This window comes from Acinetobacter sp. YH12136 (genome assembly GCF_013418545.1).
GTDB classification, from domain to species: Bacteria; Pseudomonadota; Gammaproteobacteria; order Pseudomonadales; family Moraxellaceae; genus Acinetobacter; species Acinetobacter towneri.
Genome location: NZ_VPBV01000032.1, coordinates 1 through 24,519, shown reverse-complemented (window position 1 = coordinate 24,519; position 24,519 = coordinate 1). Strand labels below are relative to the sequence as shown.

Sequence of the window (24,519 nt, the reverse complement as noted above, 5' to 3'; positions counted from 1 at the left end):
TGGTTTTAACTTTATTTTTGCGATTTTTGATGGAGAAATACATGCGTTTTCATCTTTTTGCTTGTGCTTTGGTTGGTAGCAGTATCAGCATTTCTGCCTTTGCCGAACCACCCATTCAAGCAGGTGATACTTTAGAAAGTTTATCTAAAGTCAAAATAAGCACCACGATTAATGGGCAAGCAGGCTCACTACAAGAATTAATCGCCAATGGTCAGATACGCATTGTACCGAGTACAGATACAAACTTAACAAGTCCAGCAGAAAATATAGCGCAACAGCCTGCAAACCAAATTTCAGCCGAACAAGCCAATCTGGCTCAAGACAATGTACCGATGACGATGCCTGTCGGGACTGAATCCGAACTGCAACACGCAGCGCAGGCAGAGCAAGTGAGCGAACAACACATACAAGCCACCTCTGCGCCATTATTGTCATCTTCAGCCGATTTACCTGTAAATGCTGGCGATGATGTGGATGTCACCGCAGAAGCGCTAAATGCTGCACCACAAAACCCTGCTGCATCTGAACAAGCAGCAGTCAATCTGCCCACGACTGAACGGCTTGAAACCACAGCACCTGCGGCACAGGGCGCAGATGTAAACGATATAGATTTAAGCCATCTACAACCAAGTGATACGGAACAATAAGATCTGTTTAAGACCAATCTTGAGCTAAAAATAAAAAACCAGCACTTTATAATGCTGGTTTTTTAAAATCTATTGAGCAGTTTTTAAATTTCGATTTGACTACCCAATTCCACCACACGGTTGGTTGGAATTTGATAGAAATCACTCACAGGACTGGTATTGCGCTGCATTGAAATAAACAGTTTTTCACGCCACGGTGACATGCCATCGCCCACGGTATGCACAATACGATCTCGCGAAATAAAGAAGCTCATTTGCATCATATCAAACTCAAATTCGAGCTGGTTGTAAGCTTGTTTTAAAGCACGCGGAATATTCGGCTGATCTTTAAAACCGTAATACATACTAATCCGATAGAAACGATCATCCAGCTTTTCGACCTGAATCCGATCTTGCTGTGCCACAAATGGAATATCGCGAGTAATCACCGTCACCATGATATTACGTTCATGCAGCACCTTATTGTGCTTAATATTGTGCAACATGGCATGCGGTACAATGTTTGGCGTACCTGTCAGGAAAATCGCATCTCCTGGTACAAATTTGGTTTCATTACCCATGCTGACACTTTGAATAAACAGATCAATCGGCAAGGCATCTTTTTCCAAACGCTTAATGACTAAGGCACGACCATCTTTCCAAGTCATCAAGATGGTAAACATGACTGCACCAATTAAGATTGGGACCCATCCCCCTGCGACAATTTTGAGCGAAGTTGACGCCACAAAAATTAAGTCCAACGTTAAAAATGGCACCGCAAACAGGGCAACTTTCCACATAGGCCAGCGCCAAAAACCATAGGCCAAAATTGAAATTAAAATCGTGCCGCAAAGCATGGTCATGGTCACGGCCACACCATAGGCACTGGCTAAATTGGCACTGTTTTCAAATAGCAAAATTAAAATCAGCACCGAAATAAATAAGGCCCAGTTAATAAATGGCAAATAAATTTGCCCACGCTCTACATCGGAGGTGTGGCGTACCGTCAGGCGAGGTAAATAACGCAATTGAATGGCCTGATTGACCATTGAAAAAACACCTGTGATCACAGCTTGAGACGCAATAACAGCCGCAGCTGTAGCGAGCCCAATCATCGGGTATAGACCCCATTCTGGTACTAGCATATAAAATGGGTTTTCAATGGCTTCTGGGTTACGCAATAAAAGCGCACCTTGTCCTGCATAATTCAATAACAAGCAAGGTAAGACAATCAAAAACCACGCGAGGCGAATAGGCATCCGCCCAAAATGCCCCATATCGGCATAGAGTGCTTCGCCACCCGTCATGGTTAAAATCACCGCACCCATGGTGAGAAATGCAACAAAGGGTTGCTCTACTACAAAGTTAAACGCCCAGTGTGGACTGACCATGGCCAATACAAATGGGGTTTGGATGATACTGAGCAGCCCTGCACCGCCAATGGCTAAAAACCACAGCAAAGTCAGTGGGCCAAAAAATTTGCCCATAGTGCCTGTACCATGACGCTGCACAATGAACAGTCCTGCCAAAATACCAATGGAGAGCGGTACGAGCCATTGATTAAAGATAGGCGTGGCAATACTTAGTCCTTCAATGGCAGACAATACTGAAATGGCGGGGGTGATAATGCCATCGCCAAAGAACAGGGATGCACCAATAAAGCCAAGTGCGATCAGGAAGATTTTTTTGTCTTCGGCAATACGGGTGGTGCGCAGGTTCAATGCCAATAATGACATGATCCCGCCTTCGCCATTGTTATCGGCACGCATAATAATGGTGACGTATTTGAAGCTGATGGTGAGCATCATGCACCAGAAAATTAGGGATAAAATTCCCAATACACTGGCTTGGGTAATTGCAAGATGCGCCGTTAAAAAAGTTTGTCTGAAGGCATACAGAGGACTGGTTCCGATATCCCCAAATACAACTCCGAGTGCAGCCAAGGTAATGACGGGTAAGGCTGCTTTTTTTGCAGTACTTTGCATAGGTGTCTTCGATTTAGACGGTATTTTTGAGAATCATAGCACTACGCTGAAAGTTTTTCTCTAAATCAAATTTTTCAACTTGGCTTTGTACTATTTTTTGGTTATTATCCACCGCCTATGGTGAAGTGTCCGAGTGGCTGAAGGAGCACGCCTGGAAAGTGTGTATACGTTAATAGCGTATCGAGGGTTCGAATCCCTCTTTCACCGCCAAATTAGTTATTTACGGTAGCTTACCGTAGTGCAAAAGGCTTGATTCTAAAGGGATTAAGCCTTTTTTTATGCCCGATGCACTACGGCGAATAACGGTAGCATACCAACAACTTTGTTGGTACATTTGTTGGTATCTATAGAAAAATGAACATCGCATCGAGATTTTTCATTTTTTCGGTAAAAAGTACCAACAAGTGAGGATTGCCTCATGGCTAAAGAATCTAACAAGCTAGATGCTAAAACCGTAAAAAATTTAGCAGCAGACCCAAATCAAGATAAAAAATATTCTGATGGTGGGGGTTTATATCTGCTTGTAAAAAAGAACGGCGCAAAATATTGGCGGCTTAATTACCGCCACCCAGTAACCAAGAAACAAAATACGCTCGCTTTAGGTACTTATGAGCAACTATCTTTGCAGCAGGCACGTATTAAGCGTGAAGAAGCTAAAATGGTGCTGGCGAATGGTATAGACCCAGCAGAGCAACGCAATAATAAAAAACGTGAACAGGTTGAGTCACTAGAAAACACCTTTAGCAAATTTGCTGCCGAATGGTTAGAACTTCGCAAGCTGGAGAACAAAGTAGACAGTGAAACCATACGCAAGCTGAATAAAGACATTTTGCCTTTTATTGGAAAATTACCAGTTGCCGTACTTACAACAGAACAATTGGAGCGTGATGTTACCAATGCTCTTGTTGAACGTGGTGCATTGGAATCGGCTAGACGTGTGAAATCAATTATCAATATGGTGCTAAAACTTCCGTTAAAACGCCGAATCATCACTTATAACCCAGCACCCTACATTACCCTACCCCAACCAATTAAGGGCAATCACAACGCTATTACCAGCGAAAACGAATTGTCGGAATTGCTGCAAAAGTTATGGCGTATATCTAAGGACTATCCACGTACAAGAATCAGAACCGAGCTAGCAATTAAATTGTCAGCTTATATCTACCAGCGTCCGAATGAGATTAGAGGCTTGAAATGGGAATCTGTGGACTTTGAAAACAGATGCTTGTCATTTGCTGCAAGCAAAACTAATCAAGACCACATTGTACCGCTATCAAGACAGGCTTTTGACATTCTCAAGGAGCTTGAGGAAATGCGGACAACGTCAGAATATGTATTTCCAAGTGTTAAAACTTCAAAAGAATGTATGAGTGATGGAACTCTCATTCAGTTGCTCAAGCGGATTGGCTTCAATGGTAGGCATACAGCGCATGGATTCAGAGCAACGGCGAGGACGCTACTTGATGAAGAAATCGAATATAGAACCGACATTGTAGAACACCAGCTTGCACACCGAGTTAGAGACCCGAATGGTACAGCTTACAACCGAACCAAGTTTTTACGCCGTAGACGTGAAATGATGCAGTTATGGGCGGATTATTTAGACACCTTGCGTCAAGGTGGGGATGTATCTCAATTCAAGCCAAACAATGAAAGTGAAAATTTAATTCTCTTTAAACAAAGCACCAAAACCGCATAATTTTTTGTATTATCTAATTGCTAGGTATAGGAGGCATCCGACAAGCAAGTACCCAACTTGTTTACCTAGCAGCTTTTGGGAATGCTGTGGGAGGCATGAATGGAACTAAAAAGAGGTGCTATTTCGTACTCAATAGATGAGCACATGGAGGCGGTAAAGAAAAATAAATATATTGATGCTCACCATCAAATGACTCTAAGAATATCCTCTTACTTGGAGGTGCTTCGTGCTCAATTTAGCGGAACATATATGGAGCACTCCTTTTTATTAATTAACACCTCATTGATAGATTATTTCTTATCGAAAAAAGAGTTACTTAGCTATGATAATGTTCAATATCTGCATGATGATTTATGTGGGTGGCGAAATAGCGAATTTCTTGAATATTTAAAATCCAATCATGTGGATTTAGAGAATTTTAAATATAAATACCTAAAATACTCCGATTTTTGCTATGAACTTTATTCATTAAAAGAAGTTGATGGAAGTTATTTATTAGTACTGCCCGATGAGAAAAACATAAACTTAAGCGAAGCAGATTTTTACGCCTTATGTATCTTATGCTTTAATTATTTACAGCCGACAGATTATGAAGAAGATGGATATTGGTTTGACTCTCCACAGAAAGCATTAGACAAATGGGAGTCTTTGCCTGAATCACATAAAGACTTGATTGACATTAGTATTTACTACAATAGAACAGTACATACAGAATATTGGTTCTCAATCATTAATGAGCTGTTCACGTACTTTCAAAATGCACTTATACGCAATGGTCACAAAGTAGCCATAAGCAAAGAAAAATCTAGGATTGCAAAAATTAAGGCAGAAAAGGAAGCAAAAGAACGAGAACCTAAGTTGCAACAACTGGAAAGCCTATGGGATGCTGGCGATTGGTCATCTAAAGGTCATGGAAAATATACGAAATTTGCAAAACACATTACCTACAACGATATGGTTGATGGGATAGAATTTGATGCTATCAGAACACACATTTCAAATTATGATAAAAATAAAAACCGCTAGCACTTTTACAAATGAGCTAGTACATATTAATTGCAACTAGTAGAAAAATTTTAATCAAATAAAAACAACAACATACTACCTCTAACGCCGTTGCAATACGGTACACGTTAGAGGTTTTTTATGTCTAAGCATGACCAGCTTTTAAATCGCTCCTTTATCCGCATGGCGCAACTTGCGACTACAGCAGCACGTAAAGAGCGCATCTATACCGCCAAAGATGGCACAACCCGAATCATCAAAGCACGTCCTGAACGTCAGGGACTTCTACCGATGGGTGAAACAACCATTTGGGACAAAGTACGTGCTGGGGAATTTCCGCAACCAGTGAAGCTATCAGAGCGCATTACTGCATGGCGCATCGAGGATGTTCAAGAGTGGATGCAGTCAAAAGGCATGGAGGTTTGAAGCATGAACTCTACTCAATTAAAGAAAATTCTAGCCTACCTTAAGCAAGGTAAAACCATTTCACAGGCAGAGGCAATCGACCTTTTCAATTGCTACCGATTGAGCGCAATCATTCAGCGTTTACGCAATGCAGGCTATGACATTGTGACCCACCGAGAGCGCAATAAATCGGGTGTGGGCAGCCATGCACGTTATGAACTTAAAGAGGTGGCAGCATGAATAAGCATATTGACCCTGAATTTTTTAAAGCCTTTGACCACTACAAAGCAATGGTGAAGCAATACGGAGATGACCACCCCATCACCGAGCAGGCACTCATTTTAACAATGCACTACACGCCTGAGCATATCAAAGAGGAAATGCACCAAAAGGCTAAGGAATTAAACCTATTGCCACCGCCAAGCGGTTACACGGATGACGGCGAACCCATGTACCGCCTAGAGGACATTGCCAAGCATTTTGGCATTAGCTTTGAAGAAGCAGAGCAGCATTTATTGCAGATGATGGATAACCGCCAAAAGGTCGGCTTATCGAATGATGGGGTTTTGATTAATCCCAACACAAATTTTAACCGTGTGCAGTGAGGTGGCAGCATGAAAGAGCTATTTTTTGAAATGTTTAAAGGACTACTTTTAGGCATGTGCTTTGTTTTGTTTTGCTTTGTTATTGCAAGTCTAAGCCGTTCCGCTTATGCTGTAGACCTCTCAAATAGTCTTAGCGATTCCTCACATCGTAAAAGTGATTTTTTTGTGCCTAAGTTTTGCAAAGCCTCTCAAGCTGTGCAGAAAACAAGCGCAAGCGTTTCAGCTACGCCAACAAGGCTGCAATCCATCTATGATGGGATGACATCACAAAATAAGTCAGCAATGGCGAATATGTGGGGCGAGTCTAAGACCTCGAGAGTGAATCCCATCACCAGTTTTATATTGGTGAAACTTCTCAAAACTCAAACTGTCTTAGGAGGCAATCATCATGCCTAATCAAAATAAAAAAACCGTTTCACTTGTTCATTATCTTGCTGATGTTTCAGATGCCTACTCACTTGCTGAAAATGATATGCACTGGATGAGTACAGCTATATCGCATATTCGCCGAGAAGTCAGAAAACTAAATGAGTTAGCTAAAAGTGGCAAAGAGGTCACACAGTATCATTTTGGCGAATTGATGCAGCATATAGACATGTATGAATATCTTGCTGAGAACAGACATAACCAACATGCAGAACTAGCAGAGAGTTACACCGCCAAGTATGAAGCGGCTAAAGGGGGTGAAGTATGAATGCAAAATACCCCGATATTTTAAATAAGCCAACGCCTATAGTGGTCAATATCGACCCAGTAACAGGGCATCGGGTAGAGTTTTTTCAGCTAGAAGATTTTGCGACAAATTGTATTGATGAGCGCAATCTCAAAGTTAAGCCTGAGAGCTATATTTGTTCTAAATTGCCTGGTTATAACTGTGAAAATTGCGAAGCCTACACGCTCATAAATCCAACCCAATTGAGCGAGGTTATAGGCTATGCAATCAGAGGTACAGCAAGAAAATACGACACCACCACAACACCATTTAAAGAAATAGACAGCCAACAAGTGTCATTCATTATTGGTAAAAAAGGATTGTTTGCAAGCGGTTTAAATAAACCTCATTTATCGTATGTAGTCGGTACAAATGATATGGATTTATTTATTCAACTTGCTAAGGCAGGCAAAGCGGTTTTGCTGCATCAAAGTTTAGATGAAGCGTACAAGATTTTAAACATTGGTATGCCTGAAAATGTTTTTAGATTGATTGCAGGCAAGTCTGCCCCAGTAAACAACGCTGATTTATTTGTTCAAGTTGATGACTCTTTTAGAGCGTTTACCTCTCAACAAATAGAAACGTTTTTTCTTGAGAAACGGAAGCAAATTATTGAATCAGGTGCATTCAATCAAGACGCAGATTCTCAACACTGGGGCGAGTTGCTGCCACTACAACAAGAGGAATCAGTAGCAAGCAACCCTTACCCTATTGATGCACTGCCCTTATTGGCAAAAGAAGCGGTTTTGGCTATTTCCGAGCATGTGCAATCACCAATAGCCATGACTGCCCAATGTGTTATTGGTGCAATGTCACATATTGCCCAAGCTAAAGTAAATGCACCCGATAGATTCAAAGCACACGGCGAGCCATGCAGCCTATTTTTACTCACAGAGGGGCAAAGTGGCAGCCGTAAGAGTACAAGCAAAAATCTAGCAGATCGGGCGATTTTGGACTATGAGCGCAAGCAGTACGAAATATATCGAACTGAGTTAGAGCAATGGAAAAGTGGTCAAGCAGGATTGCCAAAAAAAGACCGTGAGGCGTACTGTGCAGAGAATCCACCACCGAATGACCCAAGCACCCTATACAGTGACATCACCCTTGAATCTATTGCAGGATTGTTTATTGATGGAATCTTGCAAAATGCTTCAATCTCAAGTGATGAAGCAGGGCAATTTTTCGGTGGGCATACCATGAAAGCCGATACACGTAACCAGGCATTAGGCGGTTATACGAAATTGTTTGATGATGGATATGTGGAACGTACACGCTCAAAGTCAAACCTCAATGGCAGTGGTCGGGCGCATGACGTTCGAGTGACGTTTAATCTACAAGGGCAGCGTGAAGTTTTAGACAATGCCTTAAAAGACCCAGTGCTAAGAGGACAAGGCTTTTTGCCTAGATTCATCTTAACTATTCCCGAAAACTTGGCAGGCACACGCCTACAAAATGCAGCATATCGCAACAAAAACGCCAACAAAGACCACAGGCTTATTGCTTATTGGACACGGTGCGAATCATTGCTCGATAGCTGCCCACAGGTGCAGACAGAGCATGAGTTGCATAATGGGCGTTATGTCATTCCTATGAATGAGGAAGCCATAGCGATTGATACAGAGTTTTATAACGTCATTGAGTCGCTACAACGTGTAGGAAAGCGTTTTGAGTACCTACAAGCGTTTGCGAGCCGTGCAAGCCAATTGGCACGCCGTTTAGCAACGGTATTTGCTTATTTTGAGGGATTGCAACAGATTGATGGTAAAACCCTACAAGGAGCTTGTGAGGTCGTCAAACATTCATTAAATGAATGGGCAATGTATGCAGAAATTGAGGTCAAAGCGGAAAGTGACGCTGAAAAGCTGATTAAGTGGCTTGTGGGTAAATGTGTGCAGCAAAAAACAGACAGACTTACTTACTCATATATACAAACCTCATGCCCTAGACCTATGCAGAAAAACAAAAACCTTTTGGAAATGGTTATTCAGCAACTAGAGGATTCACACCATATCAAGATTGAATCACTAGGGCGTACTCGATACGTTGTAATTAACCCTTTATTACTGGAATCGTGACTAAGTGACTAAGTTAAGCCGAAACCCTTATACAGCAAGGCTTTTCACTTAGCAGTCAGCAAAAATGGCTTTGACTAAATGACTAAGTGGATGACTAAACCATGTATTCATTTAGTCACTTAGTCATTGTGATATTTAGTGACTACTGAACGCAAAGCCTTATATATAAAGGCATACAGAGCAATTTAGTCATTTAGTCAGCTTTTTAGATAAATGAAATATATTTGAGAATTGAACAATGCCAAACGTGAACAAAGCAATTGTGATGGGTGTATTAGGTCGCAATCCTGAAACTAAGAATTTCCCGAATGGTGGCAGCGTCACCAACTTTAGCGTGGCAACTACCGACCATTGGAAAGACAAGACCACAGGCGAGCGCAAAGAGGCTACAGAGTGGCACAGAATTAGCACTAACAACCGATTAGCAGAGATTGCTAGTAAGTACCTCAAGAAAGGCAGCAAGGTTTATATTGAGGGCAGCTTGCGTACAAGGAAGTGGAAAGACCAGAGCGGTGCAGATCGTGAAGTCACAGAAATAAAAGCCGATGTTCTGCAATTGCTGTGATGCTAGATAACTCGGTATTAATTGATAGCTCCCTAAATATGGGGAGCTTTTTTATTGGCTGAATGGTCAAGATAACCATGCAGACTATCCATTATGGTTTACCTCTATTTTGAGAGAAACCCATCCCATCAAAACCTAGACCTTGAACACCAACCTAAATCATTAGTGAAATTTCATATTGAAAAACACTGTAAAATGACTGAAACACAGAGTACATAAGGCATTGAGCCTGATTTAATACCTATCAATTAAAGTGAGGTTATCAATGGAAAAAACACACGGTCAAATTGAAGATTGTTTGAGCTTGGACAGCCGTGTCATGGCTCGATATAAGGTATTTGATGGTGGAGGAAGTAACTCATGGGCATGGCGAAAAGGCGACTCTCAAGAAGTATTTTCATCTATAACATATCACTACGATAACGGCGGTTTAACATTAAGCTACACATGCAACGAGCAGCAGCACCGCTATTTAGTGGATGTTGTCACCACACCATGCAACTACGGTGGAAAGCGATATTGGTTTAATTGCCCAAAGTGTTCTAAGCGAGTTGCAAAGCTATACCTACGCAATTCAATGTTTTTCTGTAGAACTTGCCACAAACTGAACTACAGCACACAGCAGAGTTGCAAGCTAGAAAGCACCCGAGTCGGCATGTATAAAATCAGGAATAAACTTAACTGGCAGTACGACACCGCATTCATGAAGTCGTGGCATAAGTTGAAGCCTAAAGGGATGCACCATTCAACCTATAACAGATTGGTGCAGAGGCATGACGAACTAGAGCGAAAGTCAGAGCAATATTGTATTGCAAACTTTCATGCCTTTATGAATAGACATGGTTTAAGACCATCATGGGAATAGTGAACCCAGTGCAGATACTCTACAGGAGGGTGTGCGTAAAATTTCGGACACCCAAAGGTTAGGTTTTGTGAGGTTCAGAATAACAGGTTTTAACAGGTTCAAGCCATTGCAGCAGATCGGGAGATATGAGCGAACTTGCCCATATTTAAAATCAGACCAAGTGACTAGCACAAAGATAGTCAGTTCAACATGCCCGAAATTATCGTGTATGTCTGACCGCCAAAAATAACGTGCAGCATAAGCACCACAAAAAAGAGGAGCTTTATAATCCGACCATTAAGAACCTGAACCACCAATCAGGGGAGCAGATCGAATATTAGGTTATATAAGGTTTTGCGCTCCACCAAAAAAATGGAAGCCAAAAAACACAACAAACAATTGTTGAGGTGCTAGAGAATTAAAAAAAGGCGTGGGCGTGCGAGGCAGACATTAAAACTCGACTTTTTCTAACGGTAAAAAAGATTCAGTTAAAAATAAAAATTAGTCTCTTAAATATTTTTGTATCCTAAAAATGACGTATCGAGGGTTTGACTCCTCAATTTTCGACAAGAAATTCAATGCTTCAACTTTTTTCACTTGTTGGTACTTTTGTTGGTACTTTCTTATTATTGATTTTTTATATTGTTATTATTCAATAGATTACACTTTGTTTTTGGCTTCCTCTTTCACCGCCAAACATTATTCTCATGAAGTCTCATGTGATCTTAAAAAGCTTAAATCTAAAGGGTTTAAGCTTTTTTTATGTCTAATGCAATCTACTTTATCTATTGCAAGCTTGATCTTGTTGGGGGTATAACTAGGGGTATAATAAATTACCCCCAAAATTATACCCCCAATTCTGTGGAATCATTGCAATGCTTACAGATGCTCAAGTCAGAAAAATAAAACCATCGGAAAAGAAAGCCAAATAATTACCTATGATCGAAATCTAGCACATATCACGGCTGGCGGGCTTGGTTATCGTGAATTCTAAAAGTTGAACCCATATAGGGGAAAGCCCCCTACTCACTTAGGTATGATTTATTCAAATCACCATTCATCTATTACTATTAAAACATATTCGTCCTTCTATGTATTTCTTATTAGTGGCGGGTTTTCCCGCTGCGGACAACTTCACACTATTGGATTTATGGGTACAGATACAATCAAAGCCTAAGAATCTGAAAGAAGCATATCGCCTGCATTAGACTGATAGCTATTCAGCTCATGTTGATTTTTACCCATTTTATCGACATGACAACCTGAATATGTTTATGTCATCGACATGACAACTCTCTCATGTCGATTTTTGTCAGTTTTATCGACATGAAAGCCTGAATATGTTTATGCCATACAGCTAAAGGAATAAGACAATATTCCTTTTAGGTTTTAAGCACATCAACAACCTGAACGCTAAATGTCACATCCTAAAGCGAATTAGCTTTTTAAAAAGGTCATAATCAGCCAACCACCCACCCAATAAAAAAACCGCTGCTCAATCTTCCAGATCAACATAGCGGTTTTAAACTCATCTTTTACAGATCAGTCACATCTTACATTTTCTTTTCTTCAATATTTAACGCATTGATTGCCAATACCGCCTGAGTACGATTTTGCACACCCAATTTACGGAAAATTGCGGTCACATGCGCTTTAATCGTCGCTTCAGAAACATCTAATTCATAGGCAATTTGCTTATTCAACAAACCTTCTGCCACCATCATCAATACACGGAATTGCTGTGGTGTTAAAGACTGAATACGTTCAGCCAAAGCTGTTTCATCTGCAGCGCGAGGGTCAAAGTTAACATTCGCAGCCAAGTTTGGCGGCAACCAAATCTCACCTTCTAAAACTTGACGAATTGCTTCACCAATATGGCTCGGATGTGCCGATTTTGGGATATAACCCATCGCCCCATGCGCAATTGAACGTTGAATAATCGATGCTTCTTCGTGAGCGGACACCACAATAATTGGGATAGATGGATATTGCGCACGCACATGCACCAATGCAGAAAAGCCCGATGCCCCTGGTAAATTCAAGTCCAATAAAACAAGATCAGGCTCAGGTCCATTTTCCAAACGTTCGTACAATTCATTAACTGCAGCAGTTTCATGAATTTGAGCTTGCGGTAAGCTATAACGAACCGCCTGAATTAAGGCATGGCGAAACAGCGGATGATCATCAACGATTAATATATTCATAACAGACGTGAGAGATCTTGGGCACAGTTGTTATATTCTAACCACACAAAGACAATTAAGGATATGCAAGACATGACTTTTTTGCATTTATTGTGCAATTAATCACAGAAAAGCGTTTATTTTTTATGTTTTCAGCGCTCAGTCAAAAAGGTTGATCATTTTGTGGATTTTTTAATCAGTTTTATTTTACAACCAAAACGCTCAAAACAAGATGTAATATGAAATAGAAAATATCCCAAGATAAGGGTTTATATCCGTACCGATTCAGACAAACTCAGCAACAAAGCAGGACAAGCGTTTGATATTACCCCGGGCATGGTCGCAACAGTCGATATTAAAACGGGTGAAAAAACGGTGTTGGATTATCTGATCAAACCATTCAACAAAGCCAAAGAGGCCTTGCGTGAGCGCTAAACAGAAATTCGCTTATACCTGAATTTAATGAATCATCTCATCCCTGATTCTTGCCTTCTCCCAAAACCCAATTGGGTTCAAATGAAGGCGAGAATGAGGGCGATAATATCCTATGCCCTCTACAGTTTTATTTTTCACAGATTTTGCATTTCATCTTAATTGCCTAAACAATCTACAGCAACGCAGTAAATCCTTATTTTCGCCTCTTTCCAAGCCTGATGACACTGTGTATAACCATAAGTCACGCAATGAAAATGATAAGCATAGGCAAAACAGGTAAAAAACCGTTAGACTATGCATCTCTCTCATTCAATGTCGTTTCAGACAAATAAGAAGGTAAAGGTTGATGCCGCTCAATACTGTCGAAGAGCTTGTAGCAGATATCCGTGCAGGAAAAATGGTCATCCTCATGGATGATGAAGATCGTGAAAATGAAGGTGATTTAGTCATTGCCGCAACCCACGTTCGCCCTGAAGATATCAACTTCATGATCACACACGCGCGTGGTCTTGTTTGCTTAACCTTAAGTCGTGACCGTTGCCAGCAATTAAACCTACCGTTAATGGTTGATGCCAATGGTGCACAACACGGTACGAACTTTACTTTGTCGATTGAAGCTGCTGAAGGCATTACCACGGGTATTTCTGCCGCAGAACGTGCGCATACCATTCAAACCGCTGTCGCTGCACACGCCAAGCCTGCCGATATTGTTCAGCCTGGGCATATTTTCCCACTCATGGCACAGCCAGGTGGTGTATTGCACCGTGCAGGACATACCGAAGCAGGTTGTGATCTTGCCCGTTTGGCAGGTTTAGAGCCTGCATCGGTAATTTGTGAAATCATCAATGAAGACGGCACGATGGCGCGTCGTCCAGATTTAGAAATTTTTGCTGAAAAGCACGGGTTAAAAATTGGTACTATTGCCGATTTAATCCACTATCGCATGACCAATGAACAAACTGTAGAGCGTTTGGATCAGCAAAGCATCGACACCGAATATGGTACTTTTGACTTATATCGCTACCGTGAACTGGGGAACCCAGACATTCACTTGGCATTGGTCAAAGGCGAGCCGAAAGAAGGCGTTACCACAGTACGTGTGCATGGTTTTAATCCAACCCGTGATTTGCTGAAGCTGAAAAAAGCAGATGGTTCGGCAACTTGGAATTTAGACCGTGCTTTAAAAGAAATTGCCAACAGTGAACGTGGTGTTTTGGTCTGGATTGGTCAAGCTCAATTGCAAGACTTGGGCCCTGCCCTAGACAGCCTTAAATCCCCGAAACAAGGCAAAGCCAATGCTGCATTGTCACAGCAATACCAAACCATTGGCGTGGGTGCACAAATTTTACGTGATTTAGGCGTTGAAAAAATGAAGCTACTCAGCTCACCATTACGTTTCAATGCTTTATCAGGCTTTAACTTAGAAGTGGTGGAATATATCACCGCAGATCCAACATCAGAGAAATAATCGAGGTTGCTATGGCAATTCGCCGTATTGAAGGTTTATTACATCTCGCTAGCGAAGGCCGTTATGCGATTTTAGTCGGTCGTTTTAATAGTTTTGTGGTTGAGCATTTGCTTGATGGCGCAATTGACACATTGAAACGTCATGGCGTATCAGAGGATAATATCACCGTTGTTCATGCACCAGGCGCTTGGGAACTTCCTGTTGTGGCTAAAAAATTAGCTGCATCGAATGGTTATGATGCCATTATTGCACTCGGCGCAGTGATTCGCGGTAGCACTCCACACTTTGACTTTGTTGCAGGCGAATGTGCCAAAGGCTTAGGTGTGGTTGGTTTAGATACTGGCTTACCTGTGATTAACGGTGTATTGACTACGGATAGTATTGAACAAGCAATTGAACGCTCTGGAACAAAAGCAGGTAATAAAGGAAGTGAAGCTGCCTTAACTGCAATTGAAATGGTTAACTTGTTAAAGGCTATTTAACGCTATGTCGCAAACACTTCAAGCAACTTATGCAGCAAAACGTAAAGCACGTCGTTTTGCTGTGCAAGGTATTTATGAATGGCAGATGAGCCACAATCCAGTACATGAAATTGAAGCACGTACCCGTGTGGAAAATGCCATGCACAAAGTGGATCTCGGCTATTATCATGAATTGTTGACTCAAGTGGTTGCCAATCATGAAGCATTGGATGCATTACTGGTGCCTGTTCTTGATCGTGACATTCAAGCACTCGATGGTGTTGAACTCGCCACCTTACGTTTAGGTGCTTATGAGTTAGAACAACATCTGGAAATTCCATACCGTGTGGTATTGGATGAAGCGATTGAATTGGCAAAACACTTTGGTGGTGCAGACAGCCACAAATACATCAATGGTGTATTAGACCGTCTTGCCAACAGCTTACGTGCAGCAGAAAAGCAACAAAGCAACTAATTCAAAGTATTGAGTCGATTGTTGTATGGCTGAGTTTTCCATTATTGAGACCTATTTCAACAGACCGCGTCCCGATGCAGTCGATTTAGGTGTCGGTGATGACTCAGCTCTGCTCACCCCTCCGCCGCAACAACAATTGGTCATTTGTGCCGACACTTTAGTCGCTGGACGACATTTCCCCCTCGATACCAACCCACATGCGATTGGTTGGAAATCGGTTGCGGTCAATTTATCTGACATTGCCGCCATGGGTGCCACCCCACACAGTATTTTACTGGCATTGAGCCTACCCCAAATTGATCATGACTGGCTCAAAGGTTTTAGTCAGGGTTTACATGATTGTTGCGATCAATTCGGGGTAAGTTTAATAGGTGGAGATACCACACAAAGCCCGCATCTCACCATTTCCGTTACCGCCTTAGGCTGGATTGAACAAGGACAAGCAATTCCACGTTCAGGCGCACAAGTCGGTGATTATATTTGCGTCAGCGGACAAGTCGGCGATGCCGCTTTTGGTTTAGATCATCTCGATCACCCCTTAAAACAACGCTTAGACTACCCGACACCTCGCTGCCAACTCGGGCAACAACTCAAAGGTCTGGCTTCAAGCATGATTGATGTTTCAGATGGCTTGGCACAAGATTTAGGGCATATTCTCAAAGCCTCTCAGGTCGGTGCTTGTATTGAACTCAGCCAACTGCCTATAGATGCTGCATTAACCGAATTACCACAACAAAAGCAGTGGCAATATGCCTTGGCAGGTGGCGATGACTATGAGTTATGCTTTACAATAAGCCCACAAAATTATCAGCAGCTTTTGCAAAAACCGCTGAATACCCCTATTCATATTATTGGCAAAATTAACAATCAAAACCGCTTAAGCTTTGAACAGAATGGCGTAGATCGTTCACTTCATTTTCATGGATACCAACACTTTGCAAAAACCCGCGATTAATTTCAAAGCCATGTCTTGGACTGACCGACTGATTGTATGCTGTGGTGTTGGCTTCGGTTCAGGTCTACTACCCAAAGCTCCCGGTACCTTTGGTTCGGCCTTTGCCCTACTGTTCATTCCCATTTGGTTCGCGCTTGGTTTCATTCCAAGCCTTTTTGCCATTGCCATCATGTCCCTCGTTGGTATATATATCTGTGGACGTACTGCACAGGTTATGGGCGTACATGATGATGGTCGTATTGTTTGGGATGAATTTGCAGGACAATCGATTACCTTTTTACCCCTGATTTTTATCAATCAAATCAGCTGGGTCTGGGTAATTGTGGGTTTTGCCCTATTCCGACTATTTGATGTGTGGAAACCTTGGCCAATACGTGTGATTGACCGTCGGGTCGAGGGTGGTTTTGGCATCATGCTGGACGATATTATTGCGGGTCTTTGGGCCGCATTATGTATTTATATTTATTTATCTTTTACTTTGGTTTAGCCATCACTAGGATTCAACATGTCTACCACCGTGATTATTCTTGCAGCAGGTAAAGGCACGCGCATGCGTTCAAATTTACCAAAAGTATTACAACCTCTTGCAGGACGCCCACTCTTGGGTCACGTGATTGATACCGCAAAAAAATTACAAGCCGATCATATTATTACCATTTACGGTCATGGCGGTGCTTTGGTTCAAAATGCGTTTGCGCATGAACAGGTACAGTGGGTCGAACAAGCGGAACAGCTCGGCACAGGTCACGCAGTCAAAGTGACTTTACCTGTTTTACCACGTGAAGGTGTATCGCTGATTTTATCGGGAGATGTGCCCTGTATTACAGAGCAAACCCTACAAAAGCTGCTCAATGTTTCACGTGAAACCCAAATTGGCTTGGTGACACTTACCCTTGCTGATGCCACGGGTTATGGTCGTATTGTACGTGAAGACGGTAAAATTCAAGCGATTGTTGAACATAAAGATGCGTCTGAAGCACAACGTCAAATTCAAGAAATTAACACGGGTATTTACTGCGTCAGCAATACCAAATTACATGAATGGCTACCAAAACTAAGTAATAACAATGCGCAGGGGGAATATTACCTAACCGATATTGTGGCGATGGCAATTGCCGATGGTTTAGAAGTTGCATCGGTAGAACCCGAACTGGCTTTTGAAGTAGAAGGCGTGAATGACCGTGTGCAATTGGCTGCCTTAGAACGTGAGTTCCAGAACTTCCAAGCCAAGCAACTCATGCAACAAGGTGTGCATTTAATTGACCCAACCCGCTTTGATTTACGTGGTAATCTCACTGCAGGTAAAGACGTTCGCATTGATATTAACGTAATTATTGAAGGCGATTGCGAACTGGGTGATGGCGTAGAAATTGGTGCAGGTTGTATCCTCAAAAACACCAAAATTGCTGCGGGCACTAAAGTTCAGCCGTATAGCGTATTTGACCAAGCGGTTGTAGGTGAAGCTGCGCAAATTGGTCCATTCTCACGTTTACGTCCGGGTGCGGTATTGGCCAATGAAGTGCATATTGGCAACTTTGTTGAAGTGAAAAACAGTCAAATTGGTTTAGGCTCCAAAGCCAACCACTTTACCTACTTAGGTGATGCCGAAGTGGGTGCAGGCAGCAATATTGGTGCAGGTACGATTACTTGCAATTATGATGGTGCCAATAAATTTAAAACCATTATTGGTGACCAAGTCTTTATTGGTTCAAATAGTTCATTGGTTGCACCTGTCACCATTGCCAATGGTGCAACGGTAGGCGCAGGCTCGACCATTACCCGTGATGTTGCAGAACAGTGTTTAGCTGTGGAACGTTCTAAACAGTTCACTAAAGAAAATTATCAACGTCCACAGAAATTGAAAAAATAAGAGGAAGTTCCTATGTGCGGTATTGTCGGTGGCGTTGCAGAACGTAGTATTACCAATATCCTCATTGAAGGTTTAAAGCGTTTAGAATATCGCGGTTATGATTCCGCAGGTTTGGCATTGATTAGTCAAGGTCAGGTCTTGCGTGAGCGTCGTGTCGGTAAAGTAGCAAATCTTGAGCAAGCAGTACTAGATTCTCAAGTCACAGGTTCACTCGGTATTGCCCATACACGTTGGGCAACACATGGCAAACCGACAGAAAACAATGCACATCCGCATATTTCTGGCAATGTTGCTGTCGTACACAACGGTATTATCGAAAATTATCAAGAACTGAAAGATGAGCTAGAAGCTTTAGGCTATATGTTCAGCTCTCAAACGGATACTGAAGTGGTTGCGCACTTGGTCAACCATGCTCTTAAAACTGCACCGAATTTATTGGTTGCGGTACAGCAAGTCGTGCCTCAACTGAAAGGTGCTTATGCTCTGGGAATTATCCATACCGATTATCCAGATGAATTGATCACGGTACGTGAAGGTTCTCCTTTGGTGATTGGTGTCGGTATTGGCGAAAACTTTATCAGTTCAGACCAATTGGCGTTATTGCCGATCACCAACCGTTTTATGTATTTGGAAGAAGGTGATATCGCCCGCTTAACTCGCGACAGCATTGAAGTTTTTGTAAACGGTCAAACGGTTGAACGCCCTGTAAAAGAGTTGGATGCAACTGTAAGCAATGCATCGAAGGGTGAATATAAACACTACATGCTCAAAGAAATTTATGAGCAGCCTGAAGCAATTCAACAAACCATTTCACAAGCATTGAATGGCAACGCTTTACGTGAAGATTTCCTGAAAGATGCCGAGCTTGATTTTGCCAAGATTCAACAGGTACAGATTATTGCCTGCGGTACCAGCTACCATGCAGGGATGATTGCAAAATACTGGTTTGAACAGCTAATTAACTTGCCATGTCATGTGGAAATTGCCAGCGAATACCGTTATCGCACCCCAGTCATTGTGAATAACACATTGTATGTGTGCATTTCACAATCTGGTGAAACTGCAGATACTTTAGCTGCTTTACGTGATACGCAAAAACGTGCTGCTGCAAAAGGCTTAAATATTAGCACCATGACCATTTGTAACGTGGCAACTTCATCTATGGTGCGTGAAACCAATCATAGTTTGTTGACACTCGCAGGCCCTGAAATTGGTGTGGCATCGACCAAAGCCTTTACGACACAATTGGCAGCATTAATGCTATTGGTGCTCAAAATTGGTCAGGTGAAAAATGCAATTGCAGCGACAGAAACAGCTGAAATTATTGCAGGCTTATGGCACACACCAAAAGTGATTTTAGATACTTTGCAAAATGATACGGCAATTTTACGTTTGTCTGAATTGTTTGTAGAGAAAAATCACTGCTTGTTCTTGGGTCGTGGCACACAATTCCCAATCGCCTTGGAAGGTGCTTTGAAACTGAAAGAAATTTCATATATTCACGCAGAAGGTTATGCTGCGGGTGAATTAAAGCACGGCCCATTGGCATTGGTCGATAATGACATGCCTGTGGTGATTTTAGCACCGCAAGATGACATGCTGGATAAACTGAAATCCAATATGGAAGAAGTACAGGCACGTGGTGGTGAGCTGTTTGTATTTGCAGATGAACACAGCGGCATTCCTGCAGATAAAGAACGCCAGCATGTGGTTTATGTACCACAGGTCAGCGCGTTGCTTGCGCCAATTGTGTATAGTATTCCTGTGCAGTTGTTGTCTTACCATGTGGCGGTTTTACGTGGTACAGATGTCGACCAGCCTAGAAACTTGGCAAAAAGCGTAACAGTGGAATAATATTGATTAAATTCAATGATTTAAATTTAATAAAATTATTTTGAATCACCTAAAAAATCCGCAGTCGGCTTCATTTTTAGAAATTTAGTACTGCGGAATTTTTATTTCTGATACTTTTATTTTTCGCATAACTACAGTGCATAGCAAGCGATATTGAAACTCTTGCAGACAATGAAAACTTTTATAAAAACAAATAACCTAAGTCATTTAACCACACTATTTTCTAAAAATGTTGTTTATTTATTCAGTCAGTACAATGACATGCAAAAAATGATTGACCCTATTTTTGCATCATGTATTATACACCGCATGCGGGAATAGCTCAGTTGGTAGAGCACAACCTTGCCAAGGTTGGGGTCGCGAGTTCGAGTCTCGTTTCCCGCTCCAAGATTTTAAAAGCCTCAGTCGAAAGATTGGGGCTTTTTTGTTATTGATTTTATTATATTTTTCAAAAATACCCCTTCCCTTACTAATTGATTCAATAAAACACTCTTAATGTAATTTGTATTTTGTGACCAAGATGTGACCATAGCGTGCCCACGACAATACAAATGGTCTCAATTGCCCTTAAATGTTCTTAATTCATTACCACATTCAGAGCTTTTTTAGGCAAAAATTATTCTATTCTCTTCCAAACAATATTTTTACCAAACGATCAAGGATCTGTGGCTATTTCACTTTTTTAATGTGACCAAACTAACTATTCTCAACTTTCTTAAAAATCAATAAATCACCCACTTCTACATCCAATGCAGTACAAATTTTATCAATTGTCTCAAAATCAATCCGTACAGATTCATCATTATAAAGTTTATGTAAAGTAGATTTATTAATTCCAGTACTTCTCACCAAATCAGCAACCTTAAGTTTCCTTTCTGCTAATAAAACGGCCAAGTTTGAAATAATCATAAAATTTCCTATTTAAATCATAAAAAGTACTTGCAACAACATAAAAATGTGATAATTTATGTCTTGGGAATAATTTTTCCTAGTTACCTAGTAAAAAATATGAGGCTCTATTATGTCATATACCTATCTCACAGCCCAACAACTGGCTGAAAAAATCCAGTACGACGCTCGGACCATTCGCAACCAACTAAAGGATAGTGTCTTTATAGAAGGTGTCCACTACATCCGTCCTTTTGGTGGTCGAAAAATTCTTTTTGTTTGGGAACGTATTGAAACTGAAATGCTTAAATTCACTGGTTTAAGCATGGATGCATTGCAATAAGACTTAGGAGATTTACTAATGGCTACCATCCGGGAACGAAGTGGCAAACTGATTGCCGACTTTCGCTACATGGGCATTCGTTGCAGAGAAACAACCAATCTTGTAGATAATGCCTATAACCGTCGTATTTTGAAAAAACGTCTCGAACAGCTTGAGGCTGAAATTACTTTGGGAATTTTTGATTACGAAAAGTACTTTCCAAAAAGTAACCGTGTTGAGGAGTTTAAGGAAAAAAGAAGTCAGCAAATCGCTGTACAAACTAAGGTTCCTCTTTTTAAGGAGTTTACTGAAGTGTGGTTTAAGCAAAAACAAGTAGAATGGAGAATTTCATATCAACAAAAGGTTTCAATTGTAATCAAAAACTATTTGATCCCTGCTTTTGGTAATCAGCTTCTCTCAAAAATCAAGAAGTCAGACTTGCTGAACTTCCGTGCTTCCCTCGCCAAAGTGACTCACGGAAAAAAACAGACAAGCCTGAAAGCATCGCGGATTAATCAAATCATGACGCCTTTACGTATGATACTCAATGATGCGGCTGAACGATACGAGTTTGAGTCACCTTATAAAAATATTAACAATCTGAAGGAAAGTAAAATTGAAGTCTCTCCCTTTTCTATGGAAGAGGTGCATAAAATTCTCACAACGGTACGTGAAGACTTCCGCCCCTATTACACCATTCGCTTTTTTACCGGCATGCGTACCAGTGAAATAGATGGCCTGCAATGGAAAAATATCGACTTACAGCGTCGCGAAATCCATATCAGAGAAGCATTAGTGAATGGTGTTCTTGGTGGAACCAAAACTTATGGTTCTGACCGTACGATCCAAATGAATGACCGCGTTTACCAGGCCTTTCTGCAACAGAAAAGCTTAAATAATGGTAAATCAGAGTTTGTATTCTGCAATCGTGACGGTGGACCTCTCGATTATCGTCTAGTGAATAAACGTGTATGGCATCCTCTCTTGCGCTTTTTAGGATTGAAGCCTCGAAGAGCCTATCAAACACGTCATACAGCAGCAACACTTTGGCTGTCGGCAGGAGAGAATCCAGAATGGATCGCACGTCAATTGGGACACTCAACGACTGAAATGCTGTTCCGGGTCTATAGCCGTTACATCCCCAATGTTACGCGTCGCGATGGCAGTGCATTTGAAGCTATGCTAGAAAAACTTAATACAGAGGAGCTTGCACATGAATAGTAAAGCTTTCTTTGGTGGTGTGGTCGTCAGTCCTGAAGCAGATATGGTCGCTCGTGAATTAATCCACGAGTTACACATTCCTAAACTGCACAATCTAGCCTTTCTACTAAAAGTTAACAAGTGCTTCGATGATCATCAGGCATTGAGACTTTGGCTACAGCGAATGCTAGATGATGGACAAGCCCATTACGATGATTTAGCCCAACAGGCCCGCCTCCAGTTAATGAGCTTAGCTCCCTGATCAAATAAATATACAAGGTCATCTAATTGATGACCTTAGCCCTCTCTACCTATAAAAAGGTGAACGCATGCATAAAGATATTTCAATTTGGATGCCGCTCTATATTGGCGACTTACAGGCGAAATTTGTACGAATGACAGCAGAGCAAATTGGTACGGCACTGCTGTTAATGATGCATTTTTGGAAAAATGGTGCTGTTCCTCATGAACTAGCGACACTATGTAGCATCACAAAATTATCGCAAAATACCAAGGCTAAAACGTTGTTGCAAACACTGATAGCATTGGAATTTTTTGAAGTCGAGTCTGAACAGATTCATTCAATTTTTTTACTAGTTTAAAAAGCCAAGCATTGCAAAATCAGCAAATGAAATCTGATAGAGCTAAAAATGCAGCTCAAGCACGTTGGCGTAAATCCGCTAGTAATGCTCAAGCAACTCCAAAGAAGAACCCGAATATTGCTCAAATCATGCATGAACCATGCTCTTCATCTTCAAATTTTGAAGAAAAAAATGAGAATTTTTTAGAAAATTCCAAATGGATCTAGGAAAGTGATCATCAATACTATACTAAAAAATTCCAGTTTCGTGCAGAAACAACAGAAACACTTTGTCCTACCCATCATATACCCCTAATAGAAATTGCTGGTCACAGACTCTGCAAATTGTGTGCGAAAGAAAGCGTTCATCACTCACATGCAGCCTATGCAGATGAACTGCAACCCCATTACTACAACAAAAAATCAAAAACTCAGGGCTCAATAAACGTTACCTAGATTGTGGCTTCAAGAATTATGTGGTTACATGTCCGGCACAAGACAAAGCCATCAAACTATGTCAGGCTTTTGCACAGCAGATTCTTTCTGACCATTATCCAAACCTGCTGCTCATTGGCACACCGGGTACAGGAAAGACTCATTTGGGTGCATCAATCATTCGTAACATTCTGCATAACAGTACAAAATCTGCACGCTACTATACTAGTGCAGAAATTGCTCAAAAAATGATGGACACTTGGTCAGATGCTTCACGCTCTGAAAAGGAAGTTATCGAGCATTTCTCTAGTTTTGATTTATTGGTGATTGATGAATATGGCTTGCATGATCGGCACGAAAAACGCCTAGAGATGGTGCATAAGGTCTTATATAGCCGTTATGATTGAAGTTGGGTGCATGGCACATGCGCGTCGTAAATTCCATGAATTGCATGTGACTGGAAAAAGTCAGATCGCGGAATAAGCATTACGAATGATCCAACAACTGTATGTAATAGAGGCAGAATTAAAAGAAACAACCAGACTGTAAAATTGAATATCGTCTACAGCGAAGGCAACAAGATAGTCAACCAATTATGCAGCAGTTGCATGATTGGTTGAAAGAACATCAGGTGAAGGTTCCCCCCAGTTCATCCACAGCGAAAGCGATCAATTACAGTTTAAAACGCTGGCAAGCCCTTTGCCGGTATCTAAATGATGGCAATCTGCCGATTGATAATAATTGGGTGGAAGTGCGACACGAAGTCGCTTAATGAAGTTGTTCCCCCTGCGGGAACCACCCGTGTCACCGGGTGAATCTAGAAGGCTGAATAAAGAGCGCCTTCGACAATGTAACGAGGCACCGCAAGG

At 41.5% G+C, this 24,519-nt stretch carries 24 protein-coding genes, 2 tRNA genes and 4 pseudogenes; 27 read left to right on the top strand and 3 right to left on the bottom strand.

Translation table 11 applies throughout. From position 1 onward, the window contains the following. Nucleotides 1–41: 41 nt before the first annotated feature. Complete coding sequence (locus tag FTU71_RS12705) at nucleotides 42–647, top strand: hypothetical protein (RefSeq protein WP_004974369.1); 606 nt, start codon at nucleotides 42–44, stop codon at nucleotides 645–647. An 83-nt stretch (nucleotides 648–730) separates the two neighbouring features. On the opposite strand, the gene FTU71_RS12700 is transcribed toward FTU71_RS12705, so the two are convergent. Then, nucleotides 731–2,611 carry a potassium transporter Kup gene (locus FTU71_RS12700; RefSeq protein ID WP_096902635.1) on the bottom strand — a complete coding sequence of 627 codons (1,881 nt, stop codon included), beginning with the start codon at nucleotides 2,609–2,611 and terminating at the stop codon, nucleotides 731–733. A 119-nt stretch (nucleotides 2,612–2,730) separates the two neighbouring features. Between FTU71_RS12700 and FTU71_RS12695 the strand changes: the two genes are divergently transcribed. From FTU71_RS12695 to FTU71_RS12645, 11 genes are all read left to right on the top strand, one after another. Then, nucleotides 2,731–2,821, top strand: a tRNA-Ser gene (locus FTU71_RS12695). A gap of 208 nt (nucleotides 2,822–3,029) precedes the next feature. Further along, nucleotides 3,030–4,313 carry an integrase arm-type DNA-binding domain-containing protein gene (locus FTU71_RS12690; protein WP_180112051.1) on the top strand — a complete coding sequence of 428 codons (1,284 nt, stop codon included), beginning with the start codon at nucleotides 3,030–3,032 and terminating at the stop codon, nucleotides 4,311–4,313. 99 nt (nucleotides 4,314–4,412) lie between these two features. Next, on the top strand, nucleotides 4,413–5,339 hold the full coding sequence (locus FTU71_RS12685; RefSeq protein ID WP_180112050.1) for a hypothetical protein: 927 nt from the start codon (nucleotides 4,413–4,415) through the stop codon (nucleotides 5,337–5,339). A 120-nt stretch (nucleotides 5,340–5,459) separates the two neighbouring features. Continuing rightward, nucleotides 5,460–5,744: an AlpA family transcriptional regulator gene (locus FTU71_RS12680; RefSeq protein WP_180112049.1), complete on the top strand. Its 285-nt coding sequence runs from the start codon at nucleotides 5,460–5,462 to the stop codon at nucleotides 5,742–5,744. A gap of 3 nt (nucleotides 5,745–5,747) precedes the next feature. Further along, nucleotides 5,748–5,963: a helix-turn-helix domain-containing protein gene (locus FTU71_RS12675; RefSeq protein WP_180112048.1), complete on the top strand. Its 216-nt coding sequence runs from the start codon at nucleotides 5,748–5,750 to the stop codon at nucleotides 5,961–5,963. Continuing rightward, complete coding sequence (locus FTU71_RS12670; protein ID WP_180044277.1) at nucleotides 5,960–6,328, top strand: hypothetical protein; 369 nt, start codon at nucleotides 5,960–5,962, stop codon at nucleotides 6,326–6,328. The genes FTU71_RS12675 and FTU71_RS12670 overlap by 4 nt, the downstream gene beginning before the upstream one ends. 9 nt (nucleotides 6,329–6,337) lie before the next feature. Then, nucleotides 6,338–6,724, top strand: a complete 387-nt coding sequence (locus FTU71_RS12665; protein ID WP_257222486.1) for a hypothetical protein — start codon at nucleotides 6,338–6,340, stop codon at nucleotides 6,722–6,724. Continuing rightward, nucleotides 6,717–7,022 carry a hypothetical protein gene (locus FTU71_RS12660; protein ID WP_180112047.1) on the top strand — a complete coding sequence of 102 codons (306 nt, stop codon included), beginning with the start codon at nucleotides 6,717–6,719 and terminating at the stop codon, nucleotides 7,020–7,022. Before FTU71_RS12665 ends, FTU71_RS12660 begins: the two co-directional genes overlap by 8 nt. Beyond that, a complete protein-coding gene (locus tag FTU71_RS12655) occupies nucleotides 7,019–9,115 on the top strand; it encodes a YfjI family protein (protein WP_257222485.1) in 2,097 nt (698 codons plus the stop codon). The genes FTU71_RS12660 and FTU71_RS12655 overlap by 4 nt, the downstream gene beginning before the upstream one ends. 238 nt (nucleotides 9,116–9,353) lie before the next feature. After that, nucleotides 9,354–9,680: a single-stranded DNA-binding protein gene (gene ssb / locus FTU71_RS12650; protein ID WP_180112046.1), complete on the top strand. Its 327-nt coding sequence runs from the start codon at nucleotides 9,354–9,356 to the stop codon at nucleotides 9,678–9,680. 265 nt (nucleotides 9,681–9,945) lie between these two features. Beyond that, on the top strand, nucleotides 9,946–10,545 hold the full coding sequence (locus FTU71_RS12645; RefSeq protein WP_180112045.1) for a hypothetical protein: 600 nt from the start codon (nucleotides 9,946–9,948) through the stop codon (nucleotides 10,543–10,545). 1,532 nt (nucleotides 10,546–12,077) lie between these two features. Here the strand turns inward: FTU71_RS12645 and FTU71_RS12640 are convergent. Continuing rightward, complete coding sequence (locus tag FTU71_RS12640; protein WP_004974358.1) at nucleotides 12,078–12,728, bottom strand: response regulator transcription factor; 651 nt, start codon at nucleotides 12,726–12,728, stop codon at nucleotides 12,078–12,080. 243 nt (nucleotides 12,729–12,971) lie between these two features. Here FTU71_RS12640 and FTU71_RS12635 point away from each other — a divergent pair. The 9 genes and pseudogenes from FTU71_RS12635 to FTU71_RS12595 all read left to right on the top strand — a co-directional run. Beyond that, nucleotides 12,972–13,142, top strand: a pseudogene (locus tag FTU71_RS12635) (secretion protein HlyD); the annotation flags it as partial. Nucleotides 13,143–13,488: 346 nt separating this feature from the next. Beyond that, nucleotides 13,489–14,610: a bifunctional 3,4-dihydroxy-2-butanone-4-phosphate synthase/GTP cyclohydrolase II gene (gene ribBA, locus FTU71_RS12630; RefSeq protein WP_096902634.1), complete on the top strand. Its 1,122-nt coding sequence runs from the start codon at nucleotides 13,489–13,491 to the stop codon at nucleotides 14,608–14,610. Between the two features lie 11 nt (nucleotides 14,611–14,621). After that, nucleotides 14,622–15,092 (top strand): 6,7-dimethyl-8-ribityllumazine synthase, encoded by a 471-nt coding sequence (ribE, locus tag FTU71_RS12625; protein ID WP_004974350.1) that lies wholly within the window; start codon nucleotides 14,622–14,624, stop codon nucleotides 15,090–15,092. A gap of 4 nt (nucleotides 15,093–15,096) precedes the next feature. Beyond that, the gene (nusB, locus tag FTU71_RS12620) at nucleotides 15,097–15,546 is read left to right on the top strand and encodes a transcription antitermination factor NusB (protein WP_004974349.1); all 450 of its coding nucleotides are present in this window, start codon (nucleotides 15,097–15,099) and stop codon (nucleotides 15,544–15,546) included. 25 nt (nucleotides 15,547–15,571) lie between these two features. Next, complete coding sequence (gene thiL, locus FTU71_RS12615) at nucleotides 15,572–16,501, top strand: thiamine-phosphate kinase (RefSeq protein ID WP_131260657.1); 930 nt, start codon at nucleotides 15,572–15,574, stop codon at nucleotides 16,499–16,501. Continuing rightward, nucleotides 16,467–16,988, top strand: a complete 522-nt coding sequence (locus tag FTU71_RS12610; protein WP_096902633.1) for a phosphatidylglycerophosphatase A — start codon at nucleotides 16,467–16,469, stop codon at nucleotides 16,986–16,988. The genes thiL and FTU71_RS12610 overlap by 35 nt, the downstream gene beginning before the upstream one ends. 18 nt (nucleotides 16,989–17,006) lie before the next feature. Next, complete coding sequence (gene glmU, locus FTU71_RS12605; protein ID WP_180064724.1) at nucleotides 17,007–18,371, top strand: bifunctional UDP-N-acetylglucosamine diphosphorylase/glucosamine-1-phosphate N-acetyltransferase GlmU; 1,365 nt, start codon at nucleotides 17,007–17,009, stop codon at nucleotides 18,369–18,371. Nucleotides 18,372–18,383: 12 nt separating this feature from the next. Continuing rightward, nucleotides 18,384–20,225 carry a glutamine--fructose-6-phosphate transaminase (isomerizing) gene (gene glmS, locus FTU71_RS12600; RefSeq protein ID WP_179989014.1) on the top strand — a complete coding sequence of 614 codons (1,842 nt, stop codon included), beginning with the start codon at nucleotides 18,384–18,386 and terminating at the stop codon, nucleotides 20,223–20,225. A 311-nt stretch (nucleotides 20,226–20,536) separates the two neighbouring features. Further along, a tRNA-Gly gene (locus tag FTU71_RS12595) sits at nucleotides 20,537–20,612 on the top strand. 309 nt (nucleotides 20,613–20,921) lie between these two features. On the opposite strand, the gene FTU71_RS12590 is transcribed toward FTU71_RS12595, so the two are convergent. Next, nucleotides 20,922–21,134: a helix-turn-helix transcriptional regulator gene (locus tag FTU71_RS12590; RefSeq protein ID WP_180112044.1), complete on the bottom strand. Its 213-nt coding sequence runs from the start codon at nucleotides 21,132–21,134 to the stop codon at nucleotides 20,922–20,924. A 112-nt stretch (nucleotides 21,135–21,246) separates the two neighbouring features. On the opposite strand from FTU71_RS12590, the gene FTU71_RS12585 reads away from it, so the two are divergent. The 6 genes and pseudogenes from FTU71_RS12585 to FTU71_RS12560 all read left to right on the top strand — a co-directional run. Further along, the gene (locus FTU71_RS12585; RefSeq protein ID WP_000122748.1) at nucleotides 21,247–21,456 is read left to right on the top strand and encodes a hypothetical protein; all 210 of its coding nucleotides are present in this window, start codon (nucleotides 21,247–21,249) and stop codon (nucleotides 21,454–21,456) included. An 18-nt stretch (nucleotides 21,457–21,474) separates the two neighbouring features. Beyond that, nucleotides 21,475–22,656: a tyrosine-type recombinase/integrase gene (locus FTU71_RS12580; protein WP_180112043.1), complete on the top strand. Its 1,182-nt coding sequence runs from the start codon at nucleotides 21,475–21,477 to the stop codon at nucleotides 22,654–22,656. Next, nucleotides 22,649–22,897 carry a hypothetical protein gene (locus FTU71_RS12575; RefSeq protein ID WP_180112042.1) on the top strand — a complete coding sequence of 83 codons (249 nt, stop codon included), beginning with the start codon at nucleotides 22,649–22,651 and terminating at the stop codon, nucleotides 22,895–22,897. The genes FTU71_RS12580 and FTU71_RS12575 overlap by 8 nt, the downstream gene beginning before the upstream one ends. Before the next feature lie 67 nt (nucleotides 22,898–22,964). Continuing rightward, nucleotides 22,965–23,443, top strand: a pseudogene (locus tag FTU71_RS12570) (DUF1376 domain-containing protein). A 24-nt stretch (nucleotides 23,444–23,467) separates the two neighbouring features. Next, nucleotides 23,468–24,054 (top strand): annotated as a pseudogene (locus tag FTU71_RS12565) (ATP-binding protein); the annotation flags it as partial. Continuing rightward, nucleotides 24,050–24,401, top strand: a pseudogene (locus FTU71_RS12560) (transposase); the annotation flags it as partial. The pseudogenes FTU71_RS12565 and FTU71_RS12560, both read left to right, overlap by 5 nt. Nucleotides 24,402–24,519 lie beyond the last annotated feature (118 nt).

Excerpts from the sequence above, each read along its gene's own strand:
- FTU71_RS12705 (WP_004974369.1), top strand. The coding sequence starts at position 42 with ATGCGTTTTCATCTTTTTGCTTGTGCTTTGGTTGGTAGCAGTATCAGC.
- FTU71_RS12700 (WP_096902635.1), bottom strand. The coding sequence starts at position 2,611 with ATGCAAAGTACTGCAAAAAAAGCAGCCTTACCCGTCATTACCTTGGCT.
- FTU71_RS12690 (WP_180112051.1), top strand. The coding sequence starts at position 3,030 with ATGGCTAAAGAATCTAACAAGCTAGATGCTAAAACCGTAAAAAATTTA.
- FTU71_RS12685 (WP_180112050.1), top strand. The coding sequence starts at position 4,413 with ATGGAACTAAAAAGAGGTGCTATTTCGTACTCAATAGATGAGCACATG.
- FTU71_RS12680 (WP_180112049.1), top strand. The coding sequence starts at position 5,460 with ATGTCTAAGCATGACCAGCTTTTAAATCGCTCCTTTATCCGCATGGCG.
- FTU71_RS12675 (WP_180112048.1), top strand. The coding sequence starts at position 5,748 with ATGAACTCTACTCAATTAAAGAAAATTCTAGCCTACCTTAAGCAAGGT.
- FTU71_RS12670 (WP_180044277.1), top strand. The coding sequence starts at position 5,960 with ATGAATAAGCATATTGACCCTGAATTTTTTAAAGCCTTTGACCACTAC.
- FTU71_RS12665 (WP_257222486.1), top strand. The coding sequence starts at position 6,338 with ATGAAAGAGCTATTTTTTGAAATGTTTAAAGGACTACTTTTAGGCATG.
- FTU71_RS12660 (WP_180112047.1), top strand. The coding sequence starts at position 6,717 with ATGCCTAATCAAAATAAAAAAACCGTTTCACTTGTTCATTATCTTGCT.
- FTU71_RS12655 (WP_257222485.1), top strand. The coding sequence starts at position 7,019 with ATGAATGCAAAATACCCCGATATTTTAAATAAGCCAACGCCTATAGTG.
- ssb (WP_180112046.1), top strand. The coding sequence starts at position 9,354 with ATGCCAAACGTGAACAAAGCAATTGTGATGGGTGTATTAGGTCGCAAT.
- FTU71_RS12645 (WP_180112045.1), top strand. The coding sequence starts at position 9,946 with ATGGAAAAAACACACGGTCAAATTGAAGATTGTTTGAGCTTGGACAGC.
- FTU71_RS12640 (WP_004974358.1), bottom strand. The coding sequence starts at position 12,728 with ATGAATATATTAATCGTTGATGATCATCCGCTGTTTCGCCATGCCTTA.
- ribBA (WP_096902634.1), top strand. The coding sequence starts at position 13,489 with ATGCCGCTCAATACTGTCGAAGAGCTTGTAGCAGATATCCGTGCAGGA.
- ribE (WP_004974350.1), top strand. The coding sequence starts at position 14,622 with ATGGCAATTCGCCGTATTGAAGGTTTATTACATCTCGCTAGCGAAGGC.
- nusB (WP_004974349.1), top strand. The coding sequence starts at position 15,097 with ATGTCGCAAACACTTCAAGCAACTTATGCAGCAAAACGTAAAGCACGT.
- thiL (WP_131260657.1), top strand. The coding sequence starts at position 15,572 with ATGGCTGAGTTTTCCATTATTGAGACCTATTTCAACAGACCGCGTCCC.
- FTU71_RS12610 (WP_096902633.1), top strand. The coding sequence starts at position 16,467 with ATGGATACCAACACTTTGCAAAAACCCGCGATTAATTTCAAAGCCATG.
- glmU (WP_180064724.1), top strand. The coding sequence starts at position 17,007 with ATGTCTACCACCGTGATTATTCTTGCAGCAGGTAAAGGCACGCGCATG.
- glmS (WP_179989014.1), top strand. The coding sequence starts at position 18,384 with ATGTGCGGTATTGTCGGTGGCGTTGCAGAACGTAGTATTACCAATATC.
- FTU71_RS12590 (WP_180112044.1), bottom strand. The coding sequence starts at position 21,134 with ATGATTATTTCAAACTTGGCCGTTTTATTAGCAGAAAGGAAACTTAAG.
- FTU71_RS12585 (WP_000122748.1), top strand. The coding sequence starts at position 21,247 with ATGTCATATACCTATCTCACAGCCCAACAACTGGCTGAAAAAATCCAG.
- FTU71_RS12580 (WP_180112043.1), top strand. The coding sequence starts at position 21,475 with ATGGCTACCATCCGGGAACGAAGTGGCAAACTGATTGCCGACTTTCGC.
- FTU71_RS12575 (WP_180112042.1), top strand. The coding sequence starts at position 22,649 with ATGAATAGTAAAGCTTTCTTTGGTGGTGTGGTCGTCAGTCCTGAAGCA.